23 protein-coding genes are annotated in these 23,219 nt (G+C 54.7%); 15 read left to right on the forward strand and 8 right to left on the reverse strand.

The window, feature by feature from the left end; all coding sequences use genetic code 11:
* Positions 1 to 60: 60 nt before the first annotated feature.
* The gene (hemN, locus tag HZS52_RS17285; RefSeq protein WP_190373228.1) at positions 61 to 1,446 is read right to left on the reverse strand and encodes an oxygen-independent coproporphyrinogen III oxidase; all 1,386 of its coding nucleotides are present in this window, start codon (positions 1,444 to 1,446) and stop codon (positions 61 to 63) included.
* 241 nt (positions 1,447 to 1,687) lie between these two features.
* On the opposite strand from hemN, the gene ubiU reads away from it, so the two are divergent.
* The 7 genes from ubiU (at position 1,688) to HZS52_RS17320 (ending at position 7,728) form a co-directional block, all read left to right on the forward strand.
* Positions 1,688 to 2,683: a ubiquinone anaerobic biosynthesis protein UbiU gene (gene ubiU, locus HZS52_RS17290; RefSeq protein WP_190373229.1), complete on the forward strand. Its 996-nt coding sequence runs from the start codon at positions 1,688 to 1,690 to the stop codon at positions 2,681 to 2,683.
* A gap of 9 nt (positions 2,684 to 2,692) precedes the next feature.
* Entirely contained in the window at positions 2,693 to 3,640 is a 948-nt protein-coding gene (locus HZS52_RS17295; RefSeq protein WP_190373230.1) for a U32 family peptidase, read from the forward strand.
* Positions 3,641 to 3,777: 137 nt separating this feature from the next.
* Positions 3,778 to 5,529, forward strand: coding sequence for a ribonucleoside triphosphate reductase (locus HZS52_RS17300; protein WP_190373231.1), 1,752 nt, complete (start codon positions 3,778 to 3,780; stop codon positions 5,527 to 5,529).
* 44 nt (positions 5,530 to 5,573) lie between these two features.
* Complete coding sequence (gene nrdD, locus HZS52_RS24665) at positions 5,574 to 5,738, forward strand: anaerobic ribonucleoside-triphosphate reductase (protein WP_027959384.1); 165 nt, start codon at positions 5,574 to 5,576, stop codon at positions 5,736 to 5,738.
* A 70-nt stretch (positions 5,739 to 5,808) separates the two neighbouring features.
* Positions 5,809 to 6,558 carry an anaerobic ribonucleoside-triphosphate reductase activating protein gene (locus HZS52_RS17310; RefSeq protein ID WP_190373232.1) on the forward strand — a complete coding sequence of 250 codons (750 nt, stop codon included), beginning with the start codon at positions 5,809 to 5,811 and terminating at the stop codon, positions 6,556 to 6,558.
* Positions 6,559 to 6,677: 119 nt separating this feature from the next.
* Positions 6,678 to 7,124, forward strand: a complete 447-nt coding sequence (locus HZS52_RS17315) for an Rrf2 family transcriptional regulator (RefSeq protein WP_022523538.1) — start codon at positions 6,678 to 6,680, stop codon at positions 7,122 to 7,124.
* 127 nt (positions 7,125 to 7,251) lie between these two features.
* Positions 7,252 to 7,728 carry a DUF4870 family protein gene (locus HZS52_RS17320; protein WP_022523539.1) on the forward strand — a complete coding sequence of 159 codons (477 nt, stop codon included), beginning with the start codon at positions 7,252 to 7,254 and terminating at the stop codon, positions 7,726 to 7,728.
* Positions 7,729 to 7,800: 72 nt separating this feature from the next.
* Here the strand turns inward: HZS52_RS17320 and HZS52_RS17325 are convergent, their stop codons facing one another.
* On the reverse strand, positions 7,801 to 9,012 hold the full coding sequence (locus HZS52_RS17325; RefSeq protein ID WP_190373233.1) for an NnrS family protein: 1,212 nt from the start codon (positions 9,010 to 9,012) through the stop codon (positions 7,801 to 7,803).
* A 264-nt stretch (positions 9,013 to 9,276) separates the two neighbouring features.
* Here HZS52_RS17325 and hmpA point away from each other — a divergent pair, with 264 nt between their 5' ends.
* Positions 9,277 to 10,449: an NO-inducible flavohemoprotein gene (gene hmpA / locus HZS52_RS17330; RefSeq protein WP_141441130.1), complete on the forward strand. Its 1,173-nt coding sequence runs from the start codon at positions 9,277 to 9,279 to the stop codon at positions 10,447 to 10,449.
* A gap of 56 nt (positions 10,450 to 10,505) precedes the next feature.
* Here hmpA and ubiT read toward each other — a convergent pair whose 3' ends face one another.
* Entirely contained in the window at positions 10,506 to 11,003 is a 498-nt protein-coding gene (gene ubiT, locus HZS52_RS17335) for a ubiquinone anaerobic biosynthesis accessory factor UbiT (protein WP_022523541.1), read from the reverse strand.
* A gap of 156 nt (positions 11,004 to 11,159) precedes the next feature.
* On the opposite strand from ubiT, the gene HZS52_RS17340 reads away from it, so the two are divergent.
* Both HZS52_RS17340 and HZS52_RS17345 read left to right on the forward strand, forming a co-directional pair.
* Complete coding sequence (locus tag HZS52_RS17340; RefSeq protein WP_223827951.1) at positions 11,160 to 11,771, forward strand: cytochrome c oxidase subunit 3 family protein; 612 nt, start codon at positions 11,160 to 11,162, stop codon at positions 11,769 to 11,771.
* A 15-nt stretch (positions 11,772 to 11,786) separates the two neighbouring features.
* Positions 11,787 to 12,089 carry a cytochrome C oxidase subunit IV family protein gene (locus HZS52_RS17345; protein WP_027959377.1) on the forward strand — a complete coding sequence of 101 codons (303 nt, stop codon included), beginning with the start codon at positions 11,787 to 11,789 and terminating at the stop codon, positions 12,087 to 12,089.
* 40 nt (positions 12,090 to 12,129) lie between these two features.
* On the opposite strand, the gene HZS52_RS17350 is transcribed toward HZS52_RS17345, so the two are convergent.
* From HZS52_RS17350 to HZS52_RS17370, 5 genes are all read right to left on the reverse strand, one after another.
* Positions 12,130 to 12,327 (reverse strand): hypothetical protein, encoded by a 198-nt coding sequence (locus HZS52_RS17350; protein ID WP_022523544.1) that lies wholly within the window; start codon positions 12,325 to 12,327, stop codon positions 12,130 to 12,132.
* A gap of 11 nt (positions 12,328 to 12,338) precedes the next feature.
* Complete coding sequence (locus tag HZS52_RS17355; RefSeq protein WP_190373234.1) at positions 12,339 to 14,282, reverse strand: nitric oxide reductase activation protein NorD; 1,944 nt, start codon at positions 14,280 to 14,282, stop codon at positions 12,339 to 12,341.
* A gap of 9 nt (positions 14,283 to 14,291) precedes the next feature.
* The gene (locus HZS52_RS17360) at positions 14,292 to 15,104 is read right to left on the reverse strand and encodes a CbbQ/NirQ/NorQ/GpvN family protein (RefSeq protein ID WP_190373235.1); all 813 of its coding nucleotides are present in this window, start codon (positions 15,102 to 15,104) and stop codon (positions 14,292 to 14,294) included.
* A gap of 68 nt (positions 15,105 to 15,172) precedes the next feature.
* A complete protein-coding gene (locus HZS52_RS17365) occupies positions 15,173 to 16,528 on the reverse strand; it encodes a cbb3-type cytochrome c oxidase subunit I (RefSeq protein ID WP_190373236.1) in 1,356 nt (451 codons plus the stop codon).
* 38 nt (positions 16,529 to 16,566) lie between these two features.
* Positions 16,567 to 17,019 carry a c-type cytochrome gene (locus HZS52_RS17370; protein ID WP_190373237.1) on the reverse strand — a complete coding sequence of 151 codons (453 nt, stop codon included), beginning with the start codon at positions 17,017 to 17,019 and terminating at the stop codon, positions 16,567 to 16,569.
* A 455-nt stretch (positions 17,020 to 17,474) separates the two neighbouring features.
* Here HZS52_RS17370 and HZS52_RS17375 point away from each other — a divergent pair, with 455 nt between their 5' ends.
* The 5 genes from HZS52_RS17375 to nosZ all read left to right on the forward strand — a co-directional run bounded on the left by HZS52_RS17375 (position 17,475) and on the right by nosZ (position 23,155).
* Entirely contained in the window at positions 17,475 to 18,041 is a 567-nt protein-coding gene (locus HZS52_RS17375) for a YIP1 family protein (RefSeq protein ID WP_141441134.1), read from the forward strand.
* Positions 18,042 to 18,110: 69 nt separating this feature from the next.
* Positions 18,111 to 18,461 carry a DUF488 domain-containing protein gene (locus HZS52_RS17380; RefSeq protein ID WP_141441135.1) on the forward strand — a complete coding sequence of 117 codons (351 nt, stop codon included), beginning with the start codon at positions 18,111 to 18,113 and terminating at the stop codon, positions 18,459 to 18,461.
* A 322-nt stretch (positions 18,462 to 18,783) separates the two neighbouring features.
* On the forward strand, positions 18,784 to 19,086 hold the full coding sequence (locus tag HZS52_RS17385) for a c-type cytochrome (RefSeq protein ID WP_141441136.1): 303 nt from the start codon (positions 18,784 to 18,786) through the stop codon (positions 19,084 to 19,086).
* A 26-nt stretch (positions 19,087 to 19,112) separates the two neighbouring features.
* Positions 19,113 to 21,260, forward strand: a complete 2,148-nt coding sequence (gene nosR, locus HZS52_RS17390) for a transcriptional regulator NosR (protein ID WP_190373238.1) — start codon at positions 19,113 to 19,115, stop codon at positions 21,258 to 21,260.
* Between the two features lie 17 nt (positions 21,261 to 21,277).
* Positions 21,278 to 23,155 (forward strand): TAT-dependent nitrous-oxide reductase, encoded by a 1,878-nt coding sequence (nosZ, locus tag HZS52_RS17395; RefSeq protein ID WP_027959373.1) that lies wholly within the window; start codon positions 21,278 to 21,280, stop codon positions 23,153 to 23,155.
* Positions 23,156 to 23,219 lie beyond the last annotated feature (64 nt).

Consider the following 23,219-nt stretch of genomic DNA (forward strand, 5'->3'; position numbering starts at 1 on the left):
TCTACCCCCAAGGTGATAGAGCGGCCAACGTAAAGGAATAGACGGTTGGCGCTGTTGAAATTACACCGTGCGCGAATAACGGTTTTCCGTTGGTTTCAGGTAGGCGTCGAACGCCATGGCCAGGTTGCGGATCATTAACCTCCCTGCAGGCAGCACCTCGATGTCATGGTCGCGCAAAGCAATTAACCCGTCGTCCGCCATCTCTTCGAGGCTCGCCAAGGCACTCGCGAAGTAGCTGCGAAAATCGACATTGTGCCGGGCTTCAATAGCGGAAAATTCAAGTCGGCCGTGACACATCAGGGTATTAATGACATCGCGGCGCAGGCGGTCGTCATCGCTAAGGCGATAGCCACGGAAGACCGGTAAACGCCCTTCATCCAAACGATGCTGATACTGGGCAGTTTCCTTGACGTTTTGGCTGTAGGTATCGCCCACCTTGCCAATCGAAGTAATGCCCAGCCCAATCATGTCGCAGTCGGCGTGGGTAGAGTAGCCCTGAAAATTGCGCTGCAGAGTGCCATTTTCACGGGCCAGGCTCAGCTCGTCATTCGGAAGGGCGAAGTGATCCATGCCTATGTAGACATATCCTGCAGACGTCAGGCGGTTAATCGTAAGCTCCAGCAGCTCCAGCTTGCGCTCGGGTGGCGGCATGTCTTCGGGGCGAATTAGCCGCTGAGCTTTAAACAGTTCGGGCAGATGGGCGTAGCTATAAGCGGCAATGCGATCCGGTTGCAGGTCAATAATCTTGGTTAGCGTCGTATCGAAACTCGCCACTGTCTGCAGCGGTAAACCGTAGATCAGGTCAACGCTGACCGATTCAAACCCCGCCTCGCGGGCAGCCTTGACCAGGGATACCACCTGCTCTTCGCTCTGGACGCGATTGACCGCTTGCTGCACGTCGTGATCGAAATCCTGAACCCCGAAGCTCAACCGATTGAAGCCCAGCGCGTAGAGCTCGTACACCTGTTCGGGCGTCACGGTGCGAGGGTCTACCTCCAGCGAGAATTCACGCTCTTCAGGTGCGGCGAAGTGAAAGGCTTCGTCCAGCGCCGCCATCAGTTCGCTTAGCTGGGCGTTGCTTAAGTAGGTTGGGGTGCCGCCGCCCAGGTGCAGTTGGGTCATTTGGCGGGTGGTATCGAACAGCGCTCCCTGAACACGTATCTCCTGTTTTAACCACTGGAGGTATTCGGCGGCTCGCTCGGTATTATGAGTAATGATTTTGTTGCAGGCGCAGTAGTAGCACAGGCTTTTGCAGAACGGGATATGCACATAGACCGAAAGCGGCTTGGGTACTGCGACCCGATTACTGCGCTCGGCGGCGCTACGGTAATCATCCTCGGCAAACGCGGCATGAAACTGGGGTGCAGTGGGATAAGAAGTGTACCGCGGGCCTGGGCGGTCATATTTCTCTACCAGGGGGCGATTGAAGAGCAGTTCATCTTGCATGATCGAAGTAGGTCTCTGAAAAGGGGCTCTAAAAGAGGTCTCTGAAATGGAACTCTGGAAGTGGGTGCAGCAAGCATTGGTTAATATTCATACAATATACGTTTTAAAAACTGCCTGCATCCAGCTTGCCTACTCTGCAGCGTTATCCTCTTTTGAAAGCCACCCCGATATGACCTGTGTCAAAAGCCGACAAAAAATAGGTGACTAAAATGCTCGGACTTTTCCCGCAAGGAGTCTCGCTATGGAGCTTGTATGTCCCGCTGGCAACCTGCCCGCCCTAAAGCGCGCTGTAGATGAAGGTGCCGACGCTGTCTATTTCGGTTTCCAGAACATCACCAACGCACGGCAATTCGCCGGGCTAAACTTTACCGACAAACGTGCCCGCGAGGGGATCGATTACGCCCACCGACATGGCAAACGCGTTTTTTGCGCCATTAATACCTATCCCCAGCCCGATGGCTGGGAACACTGGACTCGGGCCGTGGATCAGGCCGCCGAACTGGGCGTGGATGCGCTGATTCTCGCCGATATGGGACTGCTCGACTACGCTACTCGTCATCACCCCGAGATCTCGCGGCACCTTTCAGTGCAGGGTTCGGCGACCAGCCATGAAGCGCTACGCTTTTACCACCAGCATTTCGGCATCAAGCGCGCCGTACTTCCACGGGTGCTGTCAATCACTCAGGTACGCGACCTGGCCAAGCAAACACCGGTAGAACTGGAGGTGTTCGCTTTCGGCAGCCTGTGCATCATGGCCGAAGGACGCTGCTATCTCTCCTCCTACCTGACCGGCGAATCGCCCAATACCCGGGGCGTCTGCTCGCCAGCGGCTCATGTCCGCTGGGAAGAAACGCCAGAGGGCTTAGAGTCGCGCCTCAACAATGTTCTTATCGACCGCTACGCCGAAGGCGAGAGCGCGGGCTACCCCACCCTATGCAAGGGTCGCTTCGAGGTGGCGGGCGAGACCTATCACGCCATCGAGGAACCCACCAGCCTCAATACCCTGGAGCTATTGCCGGAGCTACGCGACCTGGGTATTAGCGCCGTCAAAATTGAAGGTCGTCAGCGCAGCCCCGCCTATGTCTCTAAAGTGGCCGGGATCTGGCGTCAGGCGCTCAACCGCCTAGAGGCTCAGCCTGAGCGCTTTGATCCAGAACCCGCCTGGATGGCAGGCCTTGCCGAGCTTTCCGAAGGTGCCATCACTACCCTAGGCGCCTACGAGCGCCGCTGGAAATAGGAGCCTACTATGCCGAACACTACACCTCCCCTATCACCGACCTTATCAACCGGCCCTCTTCAACTCTCCCTCGGGCCGGTGCTTTTTTACTGGACTCGGCAACGCTACGCCGACTTCTACCGCGAGGCGGCCGACTGGCCGGTAGAGATTATTACCCTGGGCGAAACCGTCTGCTCGCGGCGTCGCGATATGAAACTGGACGACTGGCTAGGCATTGGGCGCGAGCTCACCCAGGCGGGCAAGCAGGTAGTACTCGCCAGCCAGACCTTGATCGAGTCCGAAGCCGACCTGCGTGACTTGCGCAAGCTGTGTGACAACGGTGATTTTATCGTCGAGGCCAATGACCAAAGCGCCCTGCAACGACTCTCCAGTGCCGGACTGCCGTTCATCGCCGGTGCTGCGCTCAACCTCTACAACCCGGCGACACTGGGCGTTATGGCCCGTGCCGGCATGCAGCGTTGGCAAGCGCCGGTGGAAATGTCACAGCAAGACTTAGCCAAGCTTATTCACGATTGCCACCAGGAAGGCATTTCCCACCCATGCGAAGTATTCGCCTACGGTCATCTCCCTTTAGCTTGGTCGTCACGCTGTTTTACCGCCCGGCGCCATCAAACACCTAAGGATCGCTGCAAGTTTGTCTGTCAAAAATACCCCGAAGGCCTAGTGCTGCGTTCACAAGAGTCTCGCGATGTTTTCACCCTGAACGGTATTCAAACCCTTTCCAGCGCCTGTCAGGATCTACGCCATGAACTTACGGTCATGGCGGATATGGGGGTATCAGTGGCACGTCTCAGCCCACGGGCGGAAGGCATGGCCGAGGTGGTCAAGGCTTTCGACCAGGCCCGCCACGGCAGGTTACCTACGCCCGATCCTTTGACGCTGGTGGATGCTGAAATCTGCGACGGTTACTGGTACGGCCGACCAGGTATGGATAACACCCGCACGATGACCGGCTAAAACAATAGCCTAGGCGCCACCACGCCTTACTATTTTTCCCCACCATTTTTGACCTGGGTCATTTATTGCAAAATCCTGAACGCCTACCCTTTAACACCACATATAGTATTTATTTTTATTAAATCTATCATATATAGGTGAATTGGGTGAAAAGCTCCACAAGCGTTCAGGTAGCAAAGCATCATATTGACGTCGCTTCGACGGTCAATGAGTACCTCCAACGCGCCGACTGGCGTGTTCACGCCAATGCCAACCAGGGCTATTCATTGGGCGGTTTAATCCTCAACGTCTCGGGCAAGTTGATAGCCAACTACTGGCTCGATGAGATTTACCCCCACGCCGTGGGGGAAGCTCATAGAGAAGGTGATTTGCATATTCACGACCTGGATATGCTGTGCGGCTATTGCGCCGGCTGGTCGCTGCGTACTTTGCTTCTAGAGGGATTTAATGGGGTGCCGGGACGAGCCGAAAGCCACCCGCCCCGCCACCTTTCAAGTGCCCTGGGGCAAATGGTTAATTTTCTTGGCACCTTGCAGAACGAGTGGGCCGGGGCACAAGCCTTCAGCTCTTTCGATACCTATCTGGCACCCTACGTGCGCAAGGACGGCCTGACCTACGCGCAGGTTAAGCAGGCGCTTCAGGAATTCATCTACAACCTAAATGTACCTTCGCGCTGGGGTAGCCAGACGCCCTTCACCAACCTAACCTTCGACTGGGTCTGCCCCGACGACTTGCGCCATCAGGTACCGGTTATCGGCGAAGAGGAGCAGCCATTCAGTTACGGCGAACTGCAGGTTGAAATGGACTTGATCAACCGGGCCTATTTGGAAGTGATGGAGGCCGGGGATCGCCACGGGCGTGTGTTCACCTTCCCGATACCCACTTATAACATCACCCATGATTTCGACTGGGAAAGCGACAACGCCGAGCGGCTCTTCGCACTGACCGCCAAGTACGGACTGCCCTACTTTCAAAACTTTCTCAATTCGGATCTGGAACCCCACATGGTGCGTTCCATGTGCTGCCGCCTGCAGCTTGATTTGAGTGAACTGCTCAAACGCGGCAACGGTCTGTTCGGCAGTGCGGAGCAAACCGGATCGTTGGGAGTAGTGACGATCAACTGTGCCCGGTTAGGTTACCGCTTTGCCGGCGACCGGGCAGGGCTGTTCAGCGAGCTGGATCGCCTTCTGTCGCTCGGGCGCGATAGCCTCGAACTCAAGCGCGAGCGCATTCAGCAACTAATGGATCAGGGGCTCTACCCCTTTACCCAGCGCTACCTGGGCACGTTACGCAATCATTTCTCTACTCTGGGTGTGAATGGGCTCAACGAAATGGTGCGCAACTTTACTGGGGATCGCTGCGATATCGCCGACGCCCAAGGGCTACAGCTGGCACTGGATCTTCTTGACCACGTTCGGGAGCGGATGCGCGAATTTCAAGAACAGACCGGCCACATGTATAACCTTGAAGCCACCCCGGCAGAGGGCACCACTCACCGCTTTGCCCGGGAGGATCTGACGCGCTTTCCTGACATTCTTCAAGCCGGTACACCCGAGGCGCCCTACTACTCCAATTCTAGTCAATTGCCGGTGGGTCATACCGATGATCCCTTTGAGGCACTGAGCCATCAAGACCCCTTACAGACTCGCTACACCGGTGGCACGGTATTGCATCTCTATATGCGCGAACGGATTACCTCGGCCTCCGCCTGTCGCAAGCTGGTTAAAACGGCGCTCTCTCACTTTCGCTTACCCTACCTCACAGTCACACCCACCTTTTCGATCTGCCCGGTGCATGGCTACCTGTCGGGTGAACATGAGTTCTGCCCCAAGTGCGACGAAGCACTTTGGGCAAAAACGGCGAGCGCAATCGACGCCGCCACGGCTTGAGGCATTTGCCTCACTTTTTCTCAACTCGTTTAAGGAACACGCTAATGCAAACCTCTCAATATGCTAGCTTGCCCACTGAGCAGCGCCAGCGCTGCGAAGTCTGGACCCGCGTCATGGGCTACCACCGCCCGGTAAGTCAGTTCAATATCGGCAAACGTGCCGAACACCAGGAGCGACGCCATTTTACTGAAGCCGCCGCCTCTCGGTAGCTAGCCCTCACTTTTCTCTAACGACAGCTGGGGGGTCTGGCGACAGGCGCCCCAGCAGGGGGATATCACTATGGCTATGCAGACGACACTTGACGACATCACAACTAAATTATCTTCGGTTCGGCTGCCGATTGCCGGCCTTGTGCCCATGACCACACTGGATTATCCCGATCATCTGGCGTGTGTTGTCTTTCTCCAAGGCTGCCCGCTACGCTGCGGCTACTGCCACAATCCCAACATGATCCCGTCGCGCCGAGGTGAACCCCAGGAGTGGCAAGCGATACGGGAATTCCTGAGCACCAGGCAAGGCCTGCTGGAAGCGGTGGTTTTCAGCGGTGGTGAGCCCACCCTGAATGCCGGTTTGTCCGATGCAGTAAAGGAAGTGAAAGCATTGGGCTTTAAGGTGGGACTACATACCGCCGGCCCTTATCCTGACCGCCTCACCCAGCTATTACCGCACCTTGACTGGGTGGGGCTGGATGTAAAAGGACGCGGAAAAGAGTTTGACCGCATCTGCGGCCGTCCCGGCATCTGGCAGTTGCATGCCCGTAGCTTGGGGGCTTTGCTCGACAGCGGACTCAATTTCGAGTGCCGTACCACCATTCACTGGAAAGATTTTCAGCTTACCGATGTGGAACGCCTGGCACTGAGTCTTGCCGACTGTGGGGTACGCCACTATGCGCTGCAGGTGGCCCGCAGCGAGCAATGCTTCGATCCCACCTATTCTCAGCCAGTTGCCAATACTCCATCTACAGCTCAGATGAATGCGCTGGTAAGCCGTTTGAAACCGTATTTTGACCAGCTTGAGCTAAGGCAATAACGCTTTCCTTCTTGACTCAGGTCAGCATTAGTACCCCCATGTTCTGATTGCAACTTACTGAACGTTCATACAACATGTTTCTTTTACAGTTGGATTACTCTCGGAGCAAAGCACACTCCATGCATCTCACTCGATTCACCGATTATTCAATACGCGTGTTGATCTTCCTCGCCGTGAAAGGCGAAGAGCGTTCTACTATCAATGAGATCGCAGAGACCTTTGATATTTCTCGCAATCACCTGATGAAAGTCGTTCAGGAGCTTAGCCAGAAGAACTACGTTACCGCTATTCGGGGCAAGAACGGTGGCCTATTGCTCACGCGAGACCCCGCTACTATCGTGCTGGGTAAACTCGTGCGCGAAATGGAACATGGCATGGAGCTAGTCGAGTGCTTTCATAGCGATAACAACTGCATCATTACTCCCTCGTGTCGGCTCCAGCCCATTCTAAACGAAGCCTTGTCAGCGTTTCTGGAGGTGCTTGACCGCTATACTTTGGCAGATGTGTTGTCCAATCGTTACCCGCAGTTGGCAGGACTAATGCGTATCCCCACCGTCAATGTCTGACGATCACTAGAAACAACCCTATTAATTTCAGCTAAGGAAATTCTGCATAGTTGCTCTACAATAAATGCATTAAAAATGCATTTTAACGCGCTATTAATGATTCCCACTTTGCCGAATGAGGTTTTCTATGGCTATCTCCCCATCATCCATGCCCTCCGCATCTCACTCCGCGGCCACTTCAACGTCGACTTCCTCTAATACGTTTAAGAAAAGCCGCGGGCGTGGCGCGGCTATCGTTGTCTATATGCTCTTTCTGGGTAGCGTATTAGCGGTGGTCACCGCCCCCATAGGGGTACTCATTGCCCACATGAAAAGAAACGATGCCGAGGAGTGGGTCGCTTCCCATTTGCAGTTTCAGATTAGAACGTTTTGGTTAGGGCTATTAGGCGGGGTGTTGTTCACTGCCATTTGGCATCTACTGGGCTGGATCGGGCTACCCGCCGTAGCCCCCTGGGCTCTAGGCTACCTCTATTTTACAGCCTGCCTGATCTGGATGGTGGGCCGTTGCGGGGTAGGCATTACCCGCCTCACCAACAACCGTCCAGTGGCTAACCCACGCAGTCTTGCCTTTGGCGGTGCCCGGGTCACCCTGGCTGATCGCTAATGAGCGTTTGAATACCTCAATGGTTTTAATACGCCTGCATCTGGACGGATGCAGGCGCCATCTATTATTCGTTCAGCCATCCTGATCATCGACTCGCGCCTGCATCAACGGCCAAGTGTAGTGCACGACGAATATTGCGTAGGCAACGCACCAGAAGATGATGCTCAGCGTATAGGTCCAGTGGGTGATCTGGGGAAATAACGCCAAGACGGGTGAGCGCACCAAGGCGGCTATTAGCATTAAGCCCAGCGCCACACCAATACCGGGCAAAGTGCGTATGGGGCGGCCCGTATGACCTAGCGAAACTCTGGCCATCATGGCCAGCATCATGGTGCCCATGCCACCAATGGTCAGGGCGTGCACGGCAAGTTCAACGCGCATCAGCCCCATGAGTGCCAAGACCCACATGACAAGCCCTAGCGGAATGCAGGCGTAGCTGCCGTGCAGCCCCCAAAGTAAAGGTTCACGCCAGCTATGCAACCCACCCCAACGCGCCATGCGAACAGTGTTGGCCAACGCCGCTAAGAGCATCACTCCCCCCATTAATAAAGCAGGAATGGCAACCCCCAACATGATGACCAGCTGCAGCACGACTACGCCAGCCGTACTCACCAGCGTCACTCCTTCGAGCAAAGCAATAGGTTCAGGTTTGGTGCGGCCCAAACGATTGGCAGTGAACATGGCAATCACACGTCCGCCCACTACGGTCATCATCAGTGTGATTAACAGTACGGCCAAGTAGGCGGCTTGGCGGATCAGCTCGGCGTCACCCTGCATCACCCCTAAGTGCATCGCCAGGTTAGCCGTGGCAAACAGCAACAGCACAGGTATAAAGATCAAGTTGCGCCAACGCTTTGCGGTAATAACCAGACGCGCCATAGTAATGGCGACCACTGGAAGAAATGCAAGGTCAACCGCCAGCAGCAGCCATCCTGGCAAATCCATGGGAAAAGCCATCAGCACTCTACCCAATAGCCATAACACCACCAGTCCCAATAGCGGCCCGCCGTTTAAGCTCGGCAAGCCTGTCCAGTTTCGTACAGCGGTAAGCAAAAACCCTCCGATCACTGCTGCGGCAAAACCAAACAACATTTCATGCTGATGCCAGAACACCAGGCCGCCATAAGGGCGCAGCAAAATATTGCCATGCCAAAAGCCCAGCCATACCAGTAGAGATAAAATACTGAACAGCGCGGCCAACAGGAAAAAGGGCCGAAAAGCCAGCCGTAACAACGGCAGTTGCTTGAGTTTGGAGGCAGGTTGGGAGGAGGTGATAGTCGACATAGCATAATACCCCACTGAATTACTTGGATTTGCATTGTGCGCCAGGCCAATAGCAAAAACCATGACAAGTATCAAAAATGCATCTTATAGGCTCAGATAAGCTTCATCGCCGATCAATGACAGGCGCTTTTGCATTGTGTTCAGGCCTTGTTGTTCAAATGGCTGGCAGCCCCTCTCCTCAACAGAGCCCCTGCATGGTTGGTATTTATCGCTTTTGGCGTTAAGATGCATTTGTAATGAATCTTAACGCTTGAGGTATTATCCGTGCTAACACATGAGCAAGAAAAGCTGATCAACGCGACCGCTCCCGTCGTGGCCGAACACCTGAATGCGATTACGCAGCGCTTCTATCCGCTGATGTTTACCCGTTACCCAGAGGTTAAGCCGCTCTTTAATGAGGTTCATCAGCAAAGCGGTGGTCAGCCCCGTGCCCTGGCCAACGCCGTGTTGGCCTATGTGCAACTACGCAGTAATCCAGCTCAGGCGCGTGCTACTCTGGATATTGTGGTCAGTAAACACGTCTCGCTAGGGATTCTTCCCGAGCAGTACCCTATTGTCGGTGAATGCCTGCTGGCAGCGATTGGCGAAGTGCTGGGTGACGCCGTCACCCCGGAAATCGCCGATGCGTGGGGCGCTCTATATAACGAGCTTGCCGCCCTGTTAATTGACCTCGAAGACCAGCGCTATCGTGAGTTTGAGCAGCGCCCGGGGGGATGGCGCGGCACACGCCGTTTCAAGATTGCCAGTACCCATCAGGAAAGTGCTGTAATTCGCTCTTTTATCCTTGAGCCCGAGGATGGAGGACGTGTGGCTGACCATGAGCCAGGTCAGTATATCGGTGTACGTCTAACCATTAATGGCGAGCTGGTTTATCGGCATTACAGCCTCTCAGACACGCCAAATGGCCAAAGCTATCGAATCTCGATCAAACGCGAAGAACAGGGCCAAGTCAGCCGCCACTTCCACGATGTCTTACAACCCGGCGACACCTTGGAACTGTTACCACCAGCAGGTGACCTCACGCTGATTGAAGGTGACGAACCTCTGCTGCTTGCCAGCGGCGGCGTTGGGCAAACGCCCCTGCTCCCCATGGCAAGACATGCCTTGTCCCTTGGGCGGCAAGTCACCTATCTACACGCTGCCCTGGACGCCGACCACCAGGCCTTTAAAGGCGAATTAGAAGCGCTGAAGAGCGAGTATCCTCAACGTCTTAAGGCTGTCCGTATTCATGAGCGCGGCAACGAAGCCGAACATATTGGTCGTATCGACCACAGCTTATTAGCTCACTACCTGCCTGATCTTAAGGCGCGCTGCTATTTCGTCGGCCCCCAAGGATTCATGACGGCGATTAACAGCGCTTTGTCCGAACTGGGTGTCGACGAGGATCGCCGACACTTTGAGCACTTTGGCCCCTCGCGCCCCCTCGACGCAGCGTAATAATGGGCGGCCTCGGGATATCCCGAGGCCGCTTGTGAACATTTCAGAAGCCTGGGTCACTCTTTACGTACCAAACGCTCCAGCCCCAACAACAGTTCCCCCACACGCCCTTGTGCAAGGCCTTCCTCGCAACCGTCAAGTAGATTTTTGAGCGTCAACCCCAGCTCTGTATCCCCTTCAATGATTAAGCGACGCTGGAAAAACAGGCTGTCGGGATCTTCGCGGCGCGTGGCAAGGCACAAGAATTCCCGCCAACCTCCCCGAATGGTTGCCTCGCCTTTCTCGCGACATAATATCAAGCGCTGGGATTCAAGCGTCAGACTTAGCGTCACACCTAAATCGGCGATGGTGAGACTAATGCGCCGACCTTCCAAAGCATCGAATTCCCCCTCAGCAAGCGGCATAGCAAAAGTACGGTTGAGTAAAGGCTCGACTATACGTTGCTTAATTGTAAACGGTACCCGTGGATCAAGGAGACGTATCAAATGGCTAGGCGTTATAGGAGGGGAAATTGAAAAAGAGGGCATGGAAAAAGGTAAAGACAGCAATGACATAACAGTCACTCCGAAGTAAAGGCATCATCGGCAAACACTAGGCCACTGATGCTAAGCGTTGCCGTGGCGCTGGGTAGTGACGCGTGTCAAATAAAAGAAATATTGCACCAAAATTAACATGTATTTAAAATGCACTTAATATATTGACGAAAACTAATGAGCCCTGATACCTCGGCACAACGCTTACCGAGTGGAGTATTAATGAGGCACGACCTGCCCAATCCCGGCTGGGGGCCGCTTTCAGCGCTACCTGGCAATCCACTGATGTGGGTATTGATACTGAGCGAAATGCTGGTTTTCACCGCCTTCTTTGCGCTCTATGCCGGTCAACGCGCCCTTGACCCTGCACTATTCAATGAATCCCAACATCAGCTTGACCCGGTGCTGGGCGGCCTCAATACCCTGGTGCTCTTGACCAGTGGGCTTTTTGTAGCCTTTGCCGTTGAGGCGATAAGCGCTAAGCGCATACAGCGCAGCCGACAGTGGTTAGGCGCCGCTATACTGTTGGGCCTACTGTTCTGTCTCATTAAGGTTTTTGAGTATACAAGTAAGTTTGCCGCTGGAATAACGCCAGAAACGAACGTTTTTTTTGGTTTTTACTATGGTTTAACCGCCTTCCATTTTGCTCACGTTGTGTTCGGCTTAGCGCTACTAGGCTTAGTGAGCTGGCGCACCTCCACCGAGAACGTAGAAACGGCGGCAGCCTTCTGGCATATGGTGGACTTGATTTGGATCCTGCTTTATCCACTGATTTATCTGCTCAGATAATTTTGTGAGGAAACAATGAGGGCACTGCCCGGTACACGACGTTTACTGATTACTTGGGGCGTATTAATGGCGCTGACCCTGGTTTCCATGGTTTCCGCTCGGCTAGATCAGACCACCGACTGGCAGGTGCTTCCCCTATGGTCAGCCGCCATGATAATGATGGCGACGGGGTTCAAAGCCCACTGTGTGCTCATGGTCTATTTAAACTTGCGCGCCGCGACCCCAGCCTGGAAGGGAGTTTTCATTGCCCTGACACTATTAACGTTAACGCTGATTGCCGCGGGCTACCTGGCCGGTCGCTTTCATTTAGTGGGGTAGCCTCACAGGATTGGATTTAGCGAAGTGCGGAATCAGTACCTCAAGGCCGCTGCGCGGCGTTTGCCCAGGCTTCCAGCGACCGACCCAACCGCATCAAACCATAAACGATAAAGGGAACCAGCAACATCAGCGCCACGCCCCAATCTCGGTTATTGATAAGCCATACCAGCGGCACGACTATCCCTAAAGCGACCAAAGACCACAGACTAATCGCCGCTACGAAGCGCAAGCGCACCATAGATAACCTCCTTAGGAAGCAACAATCTGGCGGTAGATACTCGGCAGCGCCAAGGCGAGATGCTCCGGATGCTGGACAATGGCATAACCACCTCGCCCAAACAGATGAGGAATATAGCGCCCCGCCTCCCGGTCAATCGTTACCCCGAACACGCGCACTTCTTCCCGTCGCGCTTCAAGAACGGCTTTGCGCGTATCCTCTATACCATAACGCCCTTCATAATAGTCGGTATCGTTAGGCTTACCGTCGGTCAGAAGTAGCAGTAACCGGTGCCGATTGGGCCGTTTGGCAAGCGCTTGGGAAAGGTGCCGAATAGCGGGCCCCATACGCGTGTAGTGGCCTGGTTTGAGCGCAGCGATCCGCCGTGACACCCGTTCACCCATTGGCTCATCGAAACTTTTCAGCGTATTGACCCAAACACGGTGACGACGGTGGGAGGTAAAGCTGTGAATAGCATAGTCATCGCCGCAACCCGCAAGGCCGTGTCCCAATACCAGCAGCGCCTCTTTAGCCACATCCAGCACCCGCCGGTCTTCCAGCCAGGCCTCAGTGGAAAGGGATACATCGATCAGGATCGAAACCGCCAAATCCCTCGCCTGGGTACGGCTAGCTTGATAGAGACGGTCGCTGGCTTCACCGGTCGCCGCCAGATCACAGCGGGAGCGAATGACGGCGTCCATATCCAGCTCGCTGCCATCCAGCTGGCCACGTAGCGTCTCACGACGCGGCCTAAGTGCTTCAAACTCGCGTCGGACTCGGCGAATGCGCCGTCTTGTCGTTTCATCCGGCTGCCAGTTCTCCCCCTCCTCGCTCTGCACATCGCTGAGTACCACACAGTGGTCAGGCATATAGATTTGCTTACGATGATTCCATTCCGGATAGGTATGGCGCCCACGCAGCCTTCCCCCACTCACCTCACCGGGCGCCAGATCAAGATCAAGCTTTAACTTGGAAGCCGCCTTCTTACGGTTAGCACTGAGCACAATTTCATCAATCTGATCGGCCGCCTGTTTGGCCTCATCATCGTCTTCATCCTCTACATGACGATTGAGATTGACCATTTCGGCCCAGGAAAGCATCTTTTCGGATGCATTGAGCATTAAAGAGTCATCGCGGTCGGCCTGATCCTGCTCGCGCCGGTCAGCCTTACGTTTACCATGATCATCTTGTAGTGAATTCTTCCCTGCGACCGGTGCCTCATCATCTTCCTGCTCGGTTCGTGCTTTCTTATGGGTACCCAGGGCAACGGCTTGCCCCCATAGCGGCACCGGAAGTGGCGGCCGGTATCCATGCGGCGCATGAAAATTGTCCAAAGACAGGGTCTCGTCGAGGATGGCGATATGCATCACTTCGGCCCAGCCAGCCTCGGGCGGCGTTTCTCCCAGCTGGGCACAGAGAACGGATTCAAGCGCTGCTTCCATCGGCGGCAAGCGCTTGCGCTGGGGGCGAATGGCCAGCAATGCCTGACATAATCTGGCGTGGCGCTGAGCGAGCCCAGGGAAATGGGCCAACACTGCCCGAGTCGCCCGGTTTACTTCACGCAGCTGGAGAAGGTCTTGCTGTAGCGGATCTTCGACGACGTGCACATGCTGGGTCGCCGCCAGGTACGCTACCAGCCAAAGGTAGAGGTCCCGGTTCAAGGAAGCCTCGGCGAACAAGGCAATGCGTGGCGGTAACAACAGGCTTTCTTCGTCACGGCGTGCTTGATCTAGCACCTCCTCATCAAGCCCAAGCCTTTGGCGTAAGGATAAGCGATGCGACGAACTACGCCCCGCAATAGCAGCAACATCGATACCCGCCTCGCCACCTCCGGCGCGGAAAAAGACGCCGAGCATGGGCCGCAGCGTTTCAAGACGCACTGCGGCTTCGGGATGGTCAGGGTAACTTGCCGCACTGGAAGCCCAACGGTGCCAATGGCGGCCTACAAACTCCTCGACTTCAAGAAAATCAAGCATGCCGTGCCCTCACCCAAAGGTTGCTTGAATGGCTTCCATCAGCCCTTCCTGAACATCTGCGTCATCACTCAGCGGCTCCACTAAGGTAGCCCGGGCAGCTTCCAAAATGGGCACCCCGGCGGCAATCAGGGTAGCGCAGTAAACCAATAGGCGAGTAGAAACACCCTCTTCTAAATCCTGCCCCTTCATGGCCCGCAGGCTGGCGGCAAGATTGACCAGCGCGGCGCACTGCTCACCGGGCAAACCACTCTCCCGCGCGACAATATCGCGCTCGACTTTGGGTGGTGGAAAATCAAATGACATGGCCAGGAAGCGCTGGCGGGTACTCGGTTTAAGCGATTTGAGAATATGCTGATAGCCAGGGTTATAAGACACTACCAGCATGAAGTCATCCGGCGCTTCGAGCAGTTCCCCGGTACGTTCCAACGGAAGTAGTCGGCGGTCATCGGTCAGCGGGTGAAGCACCACGGTGACATCTTTACGCGCCTCCACCACCTCATCGAGATAGCAGATCCCCCCTTCGCGCACTGCTCGAGTAAGCGGGCCATCGACCCAGCGGGTCTCACCGCCCTGCAATAGATAGCGGCCTGTAAGGTCGGCTGAAGTCAGATCGTCGTGACATGAAATAGTGAATAGCGGACGGCCCAGCTTCGCGGCCATATGGCTAACAAAACGTGTTTTACCACACCCGGTGGGGCCTTTAAGTAACAGCGGCAAACGTTGACGAAAGGCGTGCTCAAACATAGCGCATTCGTTGCCGACATTCTTGTAGAAAGGTATTTCACGCTCATCGATAGGATTAGCGACAGAAGAAAGAGGCATGGGAAGACTCCATTGCCGGAAAATAAATAAAGAAAGAAAGCAAAAACGGCCCCGCAGAGCCGTTAAGTTCAGACCGAGCCTGCCCCAGCTGTAATTTGTGTGCCGCCGGCGGGCACCTGCTCTCGGGCGGGCCCGAAGAAGGAGTAGAGCAACATGATCGCCCCCACTGCCACGGCCACACCAGCGCCCAGACGCATGATGTAGAACAGGCCTAATTGATCCTGCACTTCCATGTAATTCATGCCCAGGACGCGCTGTAAGTGAGTCTGCACGACCCCGGCGAAGGTCAGGGTAAACGTCATGAAGCACATGGCACTGGTGACGATCCAGAAGCCCCACATGTTCAGCACTTGGTTATAAGGCTGCACACGGCGGATCTGCGGCATGGCGTAGGTAATCACGCCAAGAATCAGCATCACATAAGCACCATAGAAAGCTAGATGGCCATGAGCGGCGGTTACCTGAGTGCCATGGCTGTAGTAATTCACGAACGAGAGGGTATGCATAAAGCCCCACACACCAGCGCCGAAAAAGGCAATGGTTGGGCAGCCTAAGGCCCATAGCATGGCCGCTTTATTAGGATGGTTACGACTGCCCTTCCAGAACATGGTAAAGGCGAATACCACCATGGCGAAGAAAGGCGCCACTTCAAGCGTCGAGAAGATACTGCCGATGGGCTGCCAGTAGCCAGGTGCGCCAATCCAGTAGTAGTGGTGCCCGGTGCCCAGCAGGCCGGAGAACAGTGCCAATCCAACAATGATATAGAGCCATTTTTCGATCACTTCGCGATCCACACCGGTCATTTTGATCAGCAGGTAACCCAGCAAGGAAGCCATGATCAATTCCCATACGCCTTCCACCCAGAGGTGCACCACCCACCACCAGTAGAGTTTATCCACCGCTAGATTGGTCGGGTTGTAGAAAGCGAATAACCAAAATACTGCCGCTAGCCAGAGCCCCAGCATTAACACCAGATTGATAGCGGTCTTGCGGCCCTTGAGCAGCGTCATGCTGGTATTGAAAAGAAACATTAGAAAAGAAATGGTGATGAGTATTTTCACCCAGAACGGTTGCTCAAGAAATTCGCGCCCTTCATGGATACCGAACTGGTAGCCGACCAGAGCAGCGACGCCAGCAAAAGCAAAGATCGCCAGCTGGATATACGCCAGATTGGGACTATGAATTTCCCGCTCGGCTTCCTCTGGCATCAGATAGTAGGTACAGCCCATAAAACCGATTAGCAGCCACACAATCAACAGATTGGTATGGCTGACACGCATGATATGAAAGGGCATCACTTCGGCCATAAAGTTGGGCCAAGCATAGACGGTGGCGGCCAATAGTCCGAAGACTATTTGTAGCGTAAATAGCGCCATGGCCACCATAAAAAAGGGTAAAGCAACCTTCTGGGTTTCATATTTCATTGTACGGTTCTCCTTGATTCATCCTTCGGCTGGTAGCTTCAGCCAGCGGGATGTGGGGGCCAGTCCTGGTTGTCGATACCATCGGTCCATTCGAGAAAGTCAATTAGCGAGTTCATATCCTCTTCGCTAAAGTCATACGCTGGCATTTGACGACGACCCTCGATCCCCAATGGCTGGGCGCGGATCCAGGCATTAATACCCGATCGGGCAGCCTCAGGATTTTCATGGCCTCCATAGCGTTCCCAGACGTTACCCAGTTCAGGAGCGAAATAAGCACCCTCTCCCATAATGCTATGGCAGTTGATACACATGTTTTTTTCCCACACTTCTTTGCCACGCTTAACAGAATCCGTGAGGCCTTCGCTGTCCGTGGAGACATTGACCATGTACCAATGACTATGAGCCGTTAGCGCGGCAAATAGCAGGAAGAAGAACAGCGAACCACCGTAGAAAATATTGCGGGCCGCTGATTTAGTGAGACCATCAGCCATAAGCCATACTCCCTTGCTAGTCAGATCCGACCTTAGGCTGGGAAGCCAAAAGGCATGCATTTATTAAGATGTATATTATTTACATTTTTAAGATTAGCAGAAGAATCCCCCTAGCAACATTGCCACAGATCAATTTTTGGCAAGAGCAAAACCCAGGGTAAATTTAAGATTACTAATTAATTCGAGCCAGAATGCGGCTGGGTTTCTTAATAGTGCCTAATCACTCTGTGCGGTTTGCACCAGGGCATAGCCGTTCTAGAGGTAGGCTGATGCTATGACTTCTCAGATTTCACACGGGCATGCACCACTGCTGCTGATATGGGTTGCGCTCTCTTAAAACAGAGAGAATCAAGCTTCACACTTGACAAAATACAAACTAGCCTTAATTCTGAATATAATATCACGACATGATATTTTAAGCTCACAACGATCACAACTGACTGCGAGGCTAGACAATGAACCCTCTAACCATTATTCAACTGCCCTTTACCCATTTAGCGGGATGGAAAGACCTCCAGCAACGCCATCCTTCAATCGCCACTCTGGCTTGGTGCATCGTGCTGCCCATGTCATTGTTGCCACCCGTGATGCTCTATTATGCCGGTACACACTACGGAGATATCTTCGCTCCAGGCTTCGCCGATCGGCAGTGGCGCTTCATCACGACCATTCTATTCCTGGCCGAGCTGCTCACCTTCTTTGTAATGGGCTGGCTAATTCACGCGGTGGTCAATAGCGATCGTGATCTCTCAATTAGCTACCACGACGCTTATCTGTTGGCAGCCCTAGCACCATTGCCACTTTGGTCAGCAGCGATCGCTCTGCTGATCCCCAGCCTGTTGTTCAATGCGCTGGTAGTACTGGTGGCACTAGGCATCTCTTGCAGTTTGGTCTACCACGGGCTGCAGGCTCTATGTAAACGCTCAGCGAATGACGTAACAACGATGTCCGCTACTTACACCGTTATGGCCGCCGGGGTGCTGGCATGGGGCTTACTGATGGCTATTGTCTGGGCTTTCTAGGATTCAAGTAGAGTGAAACCGACTCACTAGCTAGGCTTAAAAGGAAACACATTGACTTGCGAGATAGCGATGAATATTGAATTAAAGCGTGCCTATGACTCACCTCAAAGCAAAGATGGTTATCGTGTCCTCGTCGACGGTATCTGGCCGCGCGGGGTGTCCAAGGAGGAAGCCAAAATCGATGAATGGCGCAAGGAGGTCGCCCCAAGCAGCGAGCTTCGCAAAGCATTTCATAATGGCTCTCTCGACTGGAGCGACTTCCGTCGGCGCTATCTCAAAGAGTTAACACCCTATCGCGAGACTCTTCGTGACCTTGCACAACGTGCCAGGAAAGAGCGAGTTACTCTGGTATTTGCCTCTAAGGAAGAGCGCCGTAACAATGCCGAAGTGCTGCGCCAGTACTTGAACATGTTGAAATAATCCGCGCTGTAAAAAACATTTCTACATCGCCACACCCCTAGCGCCGTGGTGCATAGCCAAGCGTCTGAATTTCGAATTGAAATCACAATAACGACTGACGTCATCGCCTACCCACTAAGGGGTAAGCTAATGCTCTGTAGGGGTACGCGAGACTAAAAATGATCCAGATCAATATTAGCCCCCCTTATTTCTTTAAAGTGAACTTCATACCTTTTCTCGTACTGAGAAATCAGTACCCAGCAATTCGTATACCTCTATAAACCACCTTGCCACGTTGCCGAATTGGTAATTTCAACTCAAAAGATGCATAAGGAATACTTCAATGAAAACCCTCGCGTCCATACTGTTGCTAGGCGTTGTTGCTTCTATTTCGGTTACCGCTTATGCAGATGGCGAAGCCACCTATAACCAAGCCTGCATGGCTTGCCACATGACGGGCGCCGCAGGTGCTCCCATTCGCGGCAATGCAGAACACTGGGAGCCACGCTTAGAAAAAGACATGGACACTCTGTACGACCACGCGATTAACGGTTTTCAGGCAATGCCGCCGAAAGGAGGCCAATTGGGCTTGAGCGATGACGAAGTGAAAGCTGCCGTCGACCACTTGCTAGAACCGGTTCTATAACGCTCTTGACCCGAAAGGAAACCACGATGTCCCCTGTGGCTTGCCCGCGCCGTCTAACCGGCATCTGGATTAGCTTGCTGTTACTCCTAGCGATAACACTGCCCGCCCAAGCTATCGAACTGGGGCAGGTACGCGAGGGGTTTCCCACGGCAGAGCGTCTTGAAGCCGCGGATTCACAGTGGCCGGTAAGCCGTGTACTCGCCAGCGACGATGAGTTGCTCGGCTACGCTTTTGAGAGTGTGGATGTCGCTCCGATCCCCGCCTACTCGGGCAAACCGGTCAATGTACTGGTGGGGATCGGTCTGGATGGGCAAATTGTACAGGCCGACGTCCTCAGTCATTCAGAGCCGATCATGCTGGTGGGCATTCCCGAATCGAAGCTAAATAGCTTCGCCGATGAGCACGAATCGGCCCACGTCAATGACAGGCTCAGGGTCGGCGACAATCTTGACGCTATCTCTGGCGCGACGGTGACCGTCATCGTCGTCAGCGACACCATCATGCGCAGCGCCAGGCAAGTGGCCGCTGAACAGCAGCTCATTGCCGACCCCTCTCAGACACCACCGGCACGCGTTCGAGAAGACGTTTTCGCCCCTGCCAACTGGGATGAACTGACCGGCGACGGCACCATTCGCCGTTTGCAACTGACCCATGGCGAGGTCGATGCAAGCTTTATAGATACGCCCGCCGAAGATTACCTGCGCTCGCCACAGCCCGCCGATAAAACCTTTATCGAGCTGTTTTACACCTACCTCAACCCACCAACCGCTGGCCGCAACCTGCTCGGCGATACTGGCTATGACCAACTAATGGTCGAGCTGAAGGATGGCGAGCACGCTATTGCCGTCATGGGGCGTGGTGACTACTCATTCAAGGGTTCAGGGTATGTGCGCGGCGGCATCTTCGATCGCATCGAGCTTTCACAGGGCAGCACTCGGGTCAGCTTTCATGATCGCGATCACATCCGCCTGGGTGATCTGGCCCTCGAAGGCGCGCCCTCGCTGGCCGAGCGAGACATCTTCATCGTCCGCGAAGAGGCGGGCTTCGACCCCGGACAACCGTGGCAGCTGGAATTACTGGTTCGCCGCGCCTCTGGCCCCTTGGATACCGAGTTCAGCCGCTTTAGCGCCGACTACAGTGTTCCCGAGGCCTATATAGAACGGCCTGAGCCACCGGTGGAAGAGCCTATCTGGGTACAGGTTTGGCGCGACAAGGCTTTCCAGATCGTTGTGCTATCCGCCGGATTATTGGTGCTCACTGGCATCATGCTGTTCCAGGATGTGCTGGCGCGCCACCCGCGTGTTCTGAACCCACTGCGTCTGGGTTTCAAGATATACACCTTAGTATTTATCGGCTGGTACTCGCTGGCCCAGCTATCGGTCGTCAATATCCTTACCTTCACCAACTCGCTGATAAGCGGTTTTAGCTGGTCCTCATTTTTGATCGACCCAATGCTATTTATTCTCTGGTCGTTCGTGGCGGTGAGCCTGCTGCTGTGGGGCCGCGGAGTTTTCTGCGGCTGGCTGTGCCCCTTCGGCGCTTTACAAGACCTGGTCAACCAGGTCGCTCGCAAACTAAACGTTAAGCAGATCGAGGTGCCCTTCGGGCTCCATGAGCGCCTATGGGCGATTAAATACATCATTCTGCTGGCCTTGTTCGCAGTCTCGCTACATTCGCTTGGCACCGCGGAACGCTACGCCGAAGTGGAGCCGTTCAAGACCGCAATCACCCTGCGTTTCCAACGTGACTGGGCCTTCGTTATTTATGCTCTTGGACTGGTGGCGATTTCTGCCTTCAACCACAAATTCTACTGCCGCTATCTGTGCCCTTTAGGTGCCGGGTTGGCTATTCCTTCGCGTTTACGCCTGTTCGACTGGCTCAAGCGCCACCGCGGTAGCTGCGGTACCCCGTGCCAAATCTGTGCCAATGAATGCGAAGTGGCCGCTATACACCCGGACGGCCGCATCAATGCCAATGAGTGCCACTACTGTCTCGACTGCCAAGTGACCTACCACGACGACCAGCGTTGCCCGCCCATGGTCAAGCGCCGCAAGCGCTATGAAAAGGCGGCCAATATGTCATCGCGCGGTAATAGCGTTGAGACCCAACGGGATACCGATGCCAGCGGCAAACAGGCCGCATGGCAACGCATCCCTCTTCACCAGCAAGACTGATCTCAGGGGAATCAAGCATGAGCGATAAAAAAGACCATATTCAGGATATCGGCCGTCGCCATTTCTTGCGCAATACCGCCGTCACCGGCGTTGCCGGGGCGGGCCTGGCCAGTGGTTTTGGCGCAGGTGCGTTACTCAATAGCCGTCAAGTTCAGGCCGCCGGCGCCAACGGTATCGACGTTGCACCCGGCGAGCTCGACGATTACTACGGCTTCTGGAGCGGTGGCCACTCGGGCGAGGTTCGGGTGCTCGGTGTACCTTCAATGCGCGAACTGATGCGGATTCCAGTGTTCAACGTGGATAGCGCCTCTGGCTGGGGGATCAGCAACGAGTCGAAGCGGATACTCGGCGAATCGAGCCATTTCCTCAACGGCGACTGCCACCACCCCCATATTTCCATGACCGACGGCAGCTACGACGGCAAGTACCTATTTATCAACGACAAGGCTAACACCCGCGTTGCGCGCATTCGTCTCGATATCATGAAGACGGACAAGGTCACCACCATCCCCAACGTCCAGGCGATTCACGGTTTGCGCCTGCAGAAGGTGCCTTACACCAAGTACGTCTTCGCCAATGCCGAACTGCCGATCCCCCAGATCAATGACGGCCGCGACCTGGAGAACCCCGACAACTACTTCACTATGTTCAACGCTATCGATGCCGAAAGCATGGACGTAGCCTGGCAGGTGATCGTCGATGGCAACCTCGATAACACCGATGCCGACTACACCGGTCGTTTCGTCGCCTCTACCTGCTACAACTCGGAAAAGGGCATGACCCTGACCGAGACCATGCGCAACGAGCGCGACTGGGTCGTGGTATTCGACGTTGAAGCGATTGAAGCCGCCGTGGCGGCCGGGAACTACAAGACACTGGGTGAATCAAGCGTACCGGTACTGGATGGGCGCAAGGGCTCGCAACTGACACGTTACATCCCGATCCCCAAGAACCCCCATGGCGTGAATACCTCACCGGATGGCAAATATTTCATCGCCAACGGCAAGCTATCCCCCACTTGCTCAATCATCGCCATCGACAAGTTGCCTGAGCTGTTCGACGACAGTATCGAACCGCGCGATACCATCGTGGGTGAACCTGAACTGGGCTTGGGCCCGCTTCACACCACCTACGATGGCCGGGGCAACGCCTATACCACGCTGTTCATCGATAGCCAGGTAGCCAAGTGGAATATTGAGGATGCCATTCGCCACTACAATGGCGAAGACGTCAACTACCTGCGTCAGAAGCTCGATGTCCACTACCAGCCTGGGCATAACCACGCCAGTCTCACCGAATCCCGGGATGCCGACGGCAAGTGGCTGGTGGTGCTGTCGAAGTTTTCCAAAGACCGTTTCCTGCCGGTAGGCCCTCTGCATCCCGAAAACGATCAGTTGATCGACATCTCCGGTGAGGAAATGAAACTGGTGCATGACGGCCCCACTTATGCCGAGCCCCACGACTGTATTCTGGTACGCGCCGACCAGATCAACCCAAGCCGAGTATGGACACGAGACGACCCCTTCTTCGCCGAGACCGTGGCCATGGCCGAGGCAGACGGCGTCAACCTGGAGGGCGAAAGCAAGGTAATCCGCGATGGCAATAAAGTACGCGTGTACATGACCTCCATCGCACCGCAATTTGGCCTGACCGAATTCAAGGTCAAACAGGGTGATGAGGTGACCGTGGTCATCACCAACCTTGACCAGGTCGAGGATCTGACCCACGGCTTCTGCATGGTCAACCACGGTGTGCAGATGGAGATCAGCCCCCAGCAGACCGCTAGTGTCACCTTCACCGCCGACAAAGCCGGGGTGCACTGGTACTACTGCAACTGGTTCTGCCACGCAATGCATATGGAAATGACGGGGCGCATGCTAGTCGAACCCGCCTGACGCCTCACTGACAGGAGTCTGACGACACAATGCGGGCCGATTCCTTCGGCCCGCTGCGGGAGAA

Origin of the sequence: Vreelandella titanicae, from assembly GCF_014697095.1 — a bacterium.
GTDB classification, from domain to species: domain Bacteria; phylum Pseudomonadota; class Gammaproteobacteria; order Pseudomonadales; family Halomonadaceae; genus Vreelandella; species Vreelandella titanicae.